The sequence below is a fragment of the Streptomyces sp. NPDC019890 genome (assembly GCF_044903445.1).
In the GTDB taxonomy this organism is placed as follows: domain Bacteria; phylum Actinomycetota; class Actinomycetes; order Streptomycetales; family Streptomycetaceae; genus Streptomyces.
In genome coordinates, this window is record NZ_JBJDQK010000094.1 from 1 (window position 1) to 1,417 (window position 1,417).

The following is a 1,417-nucleotide window of genomic DNA, read 5'->3' on the forward strand; positions in this document are numbered from 1 at the left end:
AGGCTGAGACCTGATGCCGAGCCGATTGTGGTGAAGTGGATGATCCTATGCTGTCGAGAAAAGCCTCTAGCGAGTTTCATGGCGGCCCGTACCCTAAACCGACTCAGGTGGTCAGGTAGAGAATACCGAGGCGTTCGGGTGAACTATGGTTAAGGAACTCGGCAAAATGCCCCCGTAACTTCGGGAGAAGGGGGGCCATCACTGGTGATCCGATTTACTCGGTGAGCTGGGGGTGGCCGCAGAGACCAGCGAGAAGCGACTGTTTACTAAAAACACAGGTCCGTGCGAAGCCGTAAGGCGATGTATACGGACTGACGCCTGCCCGGTGCTGGAACGTTAAGGGGACCGGTTAGTCACATTTCGGTGTGGCGAAGCTGAGAACTTAAGCGCCAGTAAACGGCGGTGGTAACTATAACCATCCTAAGGTAGCGAAATTCCTTGTCGGGTAAGTTCCGACCTGCACGAATGGCGTAACGACTTCTCGACTGTCTCAACCATAGGCCCGGTGAAATTGCACTACGAGTAAAGATGCTCGTTTCGCGCAGCAGGACGGAAAGACCCCGGGACCTTTACTACAGTTTGATATTGGTGTTCGGTTCGGCTTGTGTAGGATAGGTGGGAGACTGTGAAGCTTGGACGCCAGTTCAGGTGGAGTCGTCGTTGAAATACCACTCTGGTCGTGCTGGATGTCTAACCTGGGTCCGTGATCCGGATCAGGGACAGTGTCTGATGGGTAGTTTAACTGGGGCGGTTGCCTCCCAAAGGGTAACGGAGGCGCCCAAAGGTTCCCTCAGCCTGGTTGGCAATCAGGTGTTGAGTGTAAGTGCACAAGGGAGCTTGACTGTGAGACCGACGGGTCGAGCAGGGACGAAAGTCGGGACTAGTGATCCGGCGGTGGCTTGTGGAAGCGCCGTCGCTCAACGGATAAAAGGTACCCCGGGGATAACAGGCTGATCTTCCCCAAGAGTCCATATCGACGGGATGGTTTGGCACCTCGATGTCGGCTCGTCGCATCCTGGGGCTGGAGTCGGTCCCAAGGGTTGGGCTGTTCGCCCATTAAAGCGGTACGCGAGCTGGGTTTAGAACGTCGTGAGACAGTTCGGTCCCTATCCGCTGTGCGCGTAGGAGTCTTGAGAAGGGCTGTCCCTAGTACGAGAGGACCGGGACGGACGAACCTCTGGTGTGCCAGTTGTCCTGCCAAGGGCATGGCTGGTTGGCTACGTTCGGAAAGGATAACCGCTGAAAGCATCTAAGCGGGAAGCCTGCTTCGAGATGAGGACTCCCACCCCCTTTGAGGGGTTAAGGCTCCCAGTAGACGACTGGGTTGATAGGCCAGATGTGGAAGCCCTGTAAGGGGTGGAGCTGACTGGTACTAATAGGCCGAGGGCTTGTCCTCAGTTGCTCGCGTCCACTGTGT

1 rRNA gene is annotated in these 1,417 nt (G+C 56.2%); it reads left to right on the forward strand.

Annotation, left to right across the window (positions count from 1 at the left end):
• A 23S ribosomal RNA gene (locus tag ACI2LP_RS34440) occupies positions 1 to 1,396 on the forward strand; the annotation flags it as partial.
• Positions 1,397 to 1,417: the final 21 nt, after the last annotated feature.